A 6,007-nucleotide genomic window follows, 5' to 3' on the forward strand; every position below is an offset into this window, starting at 1 on the left:
TGGACAAGCTTCGCGTTGTCCACCCTACGGCGGGATGACCCCCTTCCATTCACCACCGCCGCGAAACGAATGGCGCGGGCATGGGGTGCGCCTTGATCCGGCCTCGGCGTCTTGGTGGACAAGCTTCGCGTTGTCCACCCTACGTGGCTGGGTGACGCTTTCATCCACCACCGCCGGCACACTCACCACCCCGGGGAAACGCCGTCCCCCGACCGCTCGCCGGGCGCGCACGCCATGCGCGTGCGGTATGGTGTAGGACCTGAATCCGCGTTGTTCGACATACCGGGTCCCGCGGAGCCCGGACCTGTAGGAGTTGCATGGAATCCATCCAGATCGTCCTGGCCATGCTGCTGGCCGTCGTGGCCAGCGGCTATCTCGTCCGCGTCCTGCCGTTCTCGGTGCCCCTGCCGCTGGTCCAGATCGGACTGGGTGCGGTGCTGGCAGCCTTCCAGTTCGGCGCGGTGGAGCTGGAGCCGGAGATCTTCTTCCTGCTGTTCCTGCCGCCGCTGCTGTTCCTGGACGGCTGGCGCATCCCCAAGGAAGGCCTGTTCCGCGACAAGTTCGTGATCCTGGAGATGGCCCTGGGCCTGGTGATCTTCACCGTGATCGGCGCCGGCTTCCTGATCCACTGGATGATCCCCAGCATGCCGCTGGCGGTGGCCTTCGCCCTGGCGGCGATCATCTCTCCGACCGATCCGGTGGCGGTGTCCTCCATCGCCTCGCGCGCGCCGATCCCCAAGCGGCTGATGCACATCCTGGAAGGCGAATCCCTGCTCAACGATGCCACCGGCCTGGTGTGCTTCCGCTTCGCCGTGGCCGCGGCCCTGACCGGCTCCTTCTCGGTGGCCAGCGCCTCGCTGACCTTCCTGTGGCTGGCCCTGGCCGGGCTGGGGATCGGCGTGGCCACCACCATGGGCGTGAGCATGGCCCAGCGCTGGCTGACCCGGCATTTCGGCGAGGAGGGTGGCTCGTCCATCCTCATCAGCCTGCTGATTCCCTTTGCCGCCTACGAGATCGCCGAGCTGGTGCATGCCTCCGGCATCCTCGCCGCGGTCGCGGCCGGCATCGCCATGAGCTACGTGGAAATGTCCGGCAAGGCGCCGGCGGCCACCCGCATCGAGCGCTCGGCGGTGTGGAACACCGTGCAGTTCAGCCTCAACGGCATCATGTTCGTGCTGCTGGGCGAGCAGTTGCCGCGCATCCTGCAGGGCGCGGTGAACTCGGTGCAGGAAGCCGGCCACCTCAATCCTTGGTGGCTGCTGGTGTACGTGCTGGCCATCAGCACCGGCCTTGCGGTGTTGCGCTTCCTGTGGGTGTGGCTGTCGCTGCGCTGGAGCCTGCTCAAGGCGCGCCGACGCGGCGAACGCCCGCCCAGTCCGCCATGGCGGGTGGTGGTGGCCACCTCGCTGGCCGGCGTGCGCGGCGCCATCACCCTGGCCGGCGTGCTGACCCTGCCCTTGTTCATGGAGGATGGCAGTCCATTCCCCGCGCGCGACCTGGCGATCTTCCTGGCGACCTCGGTGATCCTGGTGTCGCTGGTGGTGGCCAGCGTCTCCCTGCCGCGCCTGCTGAAGAACCTGCAGCTGCCAGAGGATTCCTCGCACAGCCAGGAGGAAGACCTGGCCAAGTCCGAGGCCTCGCGCGCGGCGCTGGCGGCGGTGGAAACCAAGCGCCAGGAACTGGTGAAGCAGGACGAGGACAAGTCCGACCTGTACTCGGAGGCAGCCGCGCGCGTGAGCCAGCTCTACCAGCGCCATATCGACGCGGTCGAGCGGCTGGCCAGCGACCCGGTGCAGGCCAATGCGTTGCTGGGCGTGGAGCGGCAGCTGCGCCTGTCGGGCCTGCAGGCCGAGCGCGCGGCGCTGTTCCGGCTCAGCCGCGAGCGCCGCATCTCGGAGGAAACCGCGCGCCGGCTGATCCGCAACTTGGACCTGCTGGAATCGCGCCAGCGGTAGCGCGCCCCCACGTCATGCGCGCTGGGACATGGCCGATGCGCACGCCACGGACCGCGCCCGCCCTGCACGCCGGCCGGCCTGCAGGGCGGGCGTGGGCGCTCAGGACTTGAAGTACGGTTCCACCGTGCCCTTGAACTTCATCGTCATCGGGTTGCCGCGCCGATCCAGCGACTTGCCCACCTGCACGCGGATCCAGCCTTCGCTGACCGAATACTCCTCGACGTTGTCACGCTCGGTGCCGTTGAAGCGGATGCCCACGCCACGGTCCAGGGCGGAGGCGTCATGGAAACGGCTGGCCGGCGAAACGGCGAGGCGGTCGGGCGGGGTATCGGACATGGCAAGCACCAGCAGATTGGACGAAAGGGCGCAAGGATAAAGGCTGTCCGGGCCCCTCGCATCCTGAAGGCGCGCCGCGCGTGCGCTTTGCCGCCGGTCCGTGTCCGCGCGATCATGCGCGTCCAGGTACGACAACGCAGGTGGATGGCATGTTTCCCGACAATTCGGCCGACTACGAAGACGACTTCGACGGCTACGTCCCCGATGAGGACGACGCCTTCGAGGCCCGGGTCTGGAACCTGCTGATGCTGATCAACCCCGGCGATGAGGACACCGCGCTGCGCCAGTTCGGCGGCTGGCGCGAGCTCAACGGCGGGGAGGAAGTGGACGGCCCGGAGCTGCTGCTGCAGCTCAAGGACATCCTGGACTGGACCTCGGGCTTCCACGTTGAGACCGGGGATACCGAGACCCTGATGGATGCCCTGGACCAGCAGGCCGCGCGCTGGTCCATCGAGATCGATTGGGGCGGCGACCGCGACGATGACGAGTTCATGTCCGCGCTGGACGCCGGCGAACTGCTGGGCCTGGCCTACGACCGCCTGCGCGAAGACGGCTACACCCTGTGGACCTGGGACGCGGGGATGGAGGCCAGCGCCGGCTTCGTGGCCCTGCGCCGCGACGACGACGGCATGCGCGCGCTGTCGCAGCTGCTGGGCTTCGACCTGCGTCCGGGCAGCGATCCGTTCTGATCGATCTGCGCGCCGTGGAGGTGGGCCGGCGCGGTGCCCGACACCGCCCCAGTCGGCCGAGCGCGGACGCTCAGGGCGCCAGCCCGCGCCCCTGTGCCTTGGCACGCGCGATCACGCGCCGGACCAGCGCGCGCTCGCGATGCCGCGAGATCGCCTGCGCGCCCAGGGCGATGGCCTGCAGCCGCATCTGCGCGGTGATGTCGTAGTGCGCGCCGCTGGTCTTGTTCTGGAAGGCGCGCCGCGGCATGCCCAGGCGCGCGGCGAAGGCATGCAGCTCGTCCAGGGTGTCGGCCATCAGGTGCGCCCAGCGCTCGCCGCGCCAGGGCCAGACGGCGTCATCCACGTAGACGGTCATGGGCCGGTCTGCGGCACCGACGCGCGCCGGCTTCAGCCCACCGCCACCGGTTCGGCCTCCGCGCCGCCGCGCTGCAGCGGATCGGGCAGGGGCTGACCCACTTCGGTGAAGCCCAGCGAGACCGAATTCAGGCAATGGCGCTCGTGGGTGGGCGGGGGGCCGTCGGGGAACACATGGCCCAGGTGGCTCTCGCAGCGCGCGCAGACGATCTCCACCCGGACCATGCCGTAGCTGGTGTCGCGGATGCGCCCGATGTGCGCCTCGTCCACCGGCTTGAAGAAACTCGGCCAGCCCGTGCCGGATTCGAACTTGGTGCTGGAGGCGAACAGCGGCAGGCCGCACAGCCGGCAGGTGTAGACCCCCTCCAGCTTGTTGTCCAGGAACACGCCGCAGAACGGCGCCTCGGTGCCGTGAGCCAGCAGCACGTGCTGCTCTCCCGGCGTCAACCCGGCGATCAGGGCGCGGCGCTGGGCCTCGGTCGGCGGCGTCAGGTCGTAGGCGGTCATGGCAGGCGCATCTCCAGTGGCAGGCCTCCACAATGGGTGCGTGCCGCGTCCCGATCAAGGGCGACCCACGCGACAGCGCCGGCACGAAGGCCGGCGCTGCGAGGCGACCTGATGGCGCGGGCAGAGCGGCTCAGCGCGCGCTGACGTCGCGGTCGCGATCGGTCAGATCGCGCTGCACCCAGCGGTCGACCATGCGCTTTTCGTAGCGCAGGGGATCACTGTTCAAGGGCTGGGTGCCCATCTGGAAAGCCATGTCCACCAGCTTCTGCTCGCCTTCGTCGATGACCCGGCCATCGGCATCGAGCTTGCGCCAGGTGAAGCTCAGGCGCGGCGGGTAGATGTCGCGCACCATGCGCACGTCGTTGAGCCACAGGCCGCGCCAAGGCTCGTAGTTGCCGGCCCGGGCGATATCGGTGATGTGGATATCCAGGGTCTCACCCGGCAGCAGGCGGTCCTGGCTGCGCTGGCGCATATAGTTGGCCAGGTCGTACACCCAGTTGCCGCGCTCGGCCTCCCAGCGGTTCAGGCTGCGCTTGATCTCGGTGAACTCGGCAGGGTCGGACCAACTGATGCTCACTGGCCCTTCGGCCGGCAGGCTGCGCGGCGCGTCGGCATCGGTGACCCGGCGCGGGCCAGCCACGGCGGTGCCGGCCAGCATCAGCGCGGCCAGCGACAGGGCGAACACTCCAAAGCGTTTCATGACAGCCTCCAGGGGCTTGGCATCGCGGACCCAGCGGGTCCTTGCCGTTGATCTTGCGCCTGTCCTGCCGGGACGCAATGGCCCGCGTCCCATTCCGGGGCCTGCGCTGTCCCAACGTTCAGCTGTATGCTGACGTTTCTGTCAGATGGTGAGGTGCCATGGTGCACTGGTTCTCGATGCAGCGTGCCCTCGTCGCCACGATCGCCGCCAGCCTGCTGTCGGCGCCTGTCCTGCTCTGGGCCGGGGAGGCCGCCATGCACCATGCCATCGGAACGTTTGAGGTGAGCCTGAAGCCGGTCGGCGAAGTGGGCGGCGCAGCCGAGGATGGCAATGCGCTGGGCCGCATGTCGCTGGAGAAGACCTTCAGCGGCGCACTGCAGGGCAAGGGCAGCGGCGAAATGCTGGCGGCGCGCTCGGCCGTGCCCACCTCGGCCTCGTATGTGGCCATCGAACGCGTCACCGGCACCCTGGACGGGCGCCAGGGCAGTTTCGTGCTGGTGCACCGCGGCGTGATGCAGGGCGGCGAACAGCAACTGGAGATCCACATCTCCCCCGATTCCGGCAGCGGTGCGCTCAAGGGCATCGCCGGCAGCCTGAGCCTGCGCATCGAGCAGGGCGTGCACCACTACGACCTCGCCTATACCTTGCCCGAGGCTGGAAGCGGGCACTGAAACTCCCGCTGATCCGCTCGGCCCTGCCTCCTTCGCGCGATAGGTATTTTCTGCTTCGGCTCCAGTCGCCTCGAACACTTCGTGTTCGCCACGATCGAGCTGAATGCATATGCCCCCGTGGGAGCGGCTTCAGCCGCGAAGAAGCTTTCACGGTAAAGCCTCTTCGCGGCTAAAGCCGCTCACACGAAGCTTCCGGAAGCGCCACTCGGACGCCCGTCGTCCACGGGGGGCGTGGTCCGGAAGCGAACCAACTCAACCGTGCCGGCTGACGACCAGGGCGCCACGCCCATTCACGTCCACCATCACCGCGGTGGGCACGCCGCGCTGTTCGTGGGCGGTGGCCGCCATGATGTCGGCCGACTCCAGGGCATCGTCCCAGCGCGCGAACCAGTCGCGCTGCTCGCTGCCCTGGTAGAGCTGCCAGCCGTTGGTCTGCGCGACGATGACGAACAGCAACATGGGGGCTCTCCTGCGACCGTCGGAACGGATGACGCATGCTGCGGGCCGCTGCCTGCCAACACAGTCGGCCGATGGCGCGCGCGCAGGTGGGAAATTTCCTACGGCACGCATGGCCTGCCGCAGCGCCCATCCATCGTTGCCGAGCCCGGACCCACGTAGGGTGGACAACGCGAAGCTTGTCCACCGAGCTGTTGGCGGAGGTCGAGGCTGGCGCGCCCCGCGCCCCCATTGCCCATTTGCTGCGACGGTGGATGAAAGAGCGTCATCCACCCTACGTAGGGTGGACAACGCGAAGCTTGTCCACCGAGCCCTCCGCTGCGGGTGAGGCTGGTGCCC

The 6,007-nt window shown here is 68.7% G+C and carries 8 protein-coding genes; 3 read left to right on the forward strand and 5 right to left on the reverse strand.

The genetic code is table 11. The annotated features are described in order from the left end of the window. The first annotated feature begins 317 nt into the window (after positions 1–317). On the forward strand, positions 318–1,955 hold the full coding sequence (locus EPA99_RS18330; RefSeq protein ID WP_129472707.1) for a Na+/H+ antiporter: 1,638 nt from the start codon (positions 318–320) through the stop codon (positions 1,953–1,955). Between the two features lie 99 nt (positions 1,956–2,054). On the opposite strand, the gene EPA99_RS18335 is transcribed toward EPA99_RS18330, so the two are convergent. Next, positions 2,055–2,291 (reverse strand): DUF3297 family protein, encoded by a 237-nt coding sequence (locus EPA99_RS18335; RefSeq protein ID WP_129472708.1) that lies wholly within the window; start codon positions 2,289–2,291, stop codon positions 2,055–2,057. A 149-nt stretch (positions 2,292–2,440) separates the two neighbouring features. Here EPA99_RS18335 and EPA99_RS18340 point away from each other — a divergent pair, with 149 nt between their 5' ends. Beyond that, positions 2,441–2,980, forward strand: a complete 540-nt coding sequence (locus EPA99_RS18340) for a DUF6630 family protein (protein ID WP_129472709.1) — start codon at positions 2,441–2,443, stop codon at positions 2,978–2,980. Positions 2,981–3,050: 70 nt separating this feature from the next. Here EPA99_RS18340 and EPA99_RS18345 read toward each other — a convergent pair whose 3' ends face one another. The 3 genes from EPA99_RS18345 to EPA99_RS18355 form a co-directional block, all read right to left on the reverse strand. Further along, complete coding sequence (locus EPA99_RS18345; RefSeq protein ID WP_129472710.1) at positions 3,051–3,335, reverse strand: DUF4031 domain-containing protein; 285 nt, start codon at positions 3,333–3,335, stop codon at positions 3,051–3,053. A gap of 32 nt (positions 3,336–3,367) precedes the next feature. After that, positions 3,368–3,841, reverse strand: coding sequence for a peptide-methionine (R)-S-oxide reductase MsrB (gene msrB, locus EPA99_RS18350; protein ID WP_129472711.1), 474 nt, complete (start codon positions 3,839–3,841; stop codon positions 3,368–3,370). Between the two features lie 130 nt (positions 3,842–3,971). Beyond that, positions 3,972–4,541 (reverse strand): DUF3016 domain-containing protein, encoded by a 570-nt coding sequence (locus EPA99_RS18355; RefSeq protein ID WP_129472712.1) that lies wholly within the window; start codon positions 4,539–4,541, stop codon positions 3,972–3,974. Between the two features lie 158 nt (positions 4,542–4,699). Here EPA99_RS18355 and EPA99_RS18360 point away from each other — a divergent pair, with 158 nt between their 5' ends. Beyond that, a complete protein-coding gene (locus tag EPA99_RS18360; protein ID WP_338325415.1) occupies positions 4,700–5,212 on the forward strand; it encodes a DUF3224 domain-containing protein in 513 nt (170 codons plus the stop codon). Positions 5,213–5,464: 252 nt separating this feature from the next. Here the strand turns inward: EPA99_RS18360 and EPA99_RS18365 are convergent, their stop codons facing one another. After that, positions 5,465–5,671 carry a hypothetical protein gene (locus tag EPA99_RS18365; protein ID WP_129472713.1) on the reverse strand — a complete coding sequence of 69 codons (207 nt, stop codon included), beginning with the start codon at positions 5,669–5,671 and terminating at the stop codon, positions 5,465–5,467. Positions 5,672–6,007 lie beyond the last annotated feature (336 nt).

The organism is Pseudoxanthomonas composti (assembly GCF_004122095.1).
Taxonomy (GTDB): domain Bacteria; phylum Pseudomonadota; class Gammaproteobacteria; order Xanthomonadales; family Xanthomonadaceae; genus Pseudoxanthomonas_A; species Pseudoxanthomonas_A composti.

Coding starts and splice junctions, on each gene's coding strand:
- EPA99_RS18330 (WP_129472707.1), top strand. CDS start 318: ATGGAATCCATCCAGATCGTCCTGGCCATGCTGCTGGCCGTCGTGGCC.
- EPA99_RS18335 (WP_129472708.1), bottom strand. CDS start 2,291: ATGTCCGATACCCCGCCCGACCGCCTCGCCGTTTCGCCGGCCAGCCGT.
- EPA99_RS18340 (WP_129472709.1), top strand. CDS start 2,441: ATGTTTCCCGACAATTCGGCCGACTACGAAGACGACTTCGACGGCTAC.
- EPA99_RS18345 (WP_129472710.1), bottom strand. CDS start 3,335: ATGACCGTCTACGTGGATGACGCCGTCTGGCCCTGGCGCGGCGAGCGC.
- msrB (WP_129472711.1), bottom strand. CDS start 3,841: ATGACCGCCTACGACCTGACGCCGCCGACCGAGGCCCAGCGCCGCGCC.
- EPA99_RS18355 (WP_129472712.1), bottom strand. CDS start 4,541: ATGAAACGCTTTGGAGTGTTCGCCCTGTCGCTGGCCGCGCTGATGCTG.
- EPA99_RS18360 (WP_338325415.1), top strand. CDS start 4,700: ATGGTGCACTGGTTCTCGATGCAGCGTGCCCTCGTCGCCACGATCGCC.
- EPA99_RS18365 (WP_129472713.1), bottom strand. CDS start 5,671: ATGTTGCTGTTCGTCATCGTCGCGCAGACCAACGGCTGGCAGCTCTAC.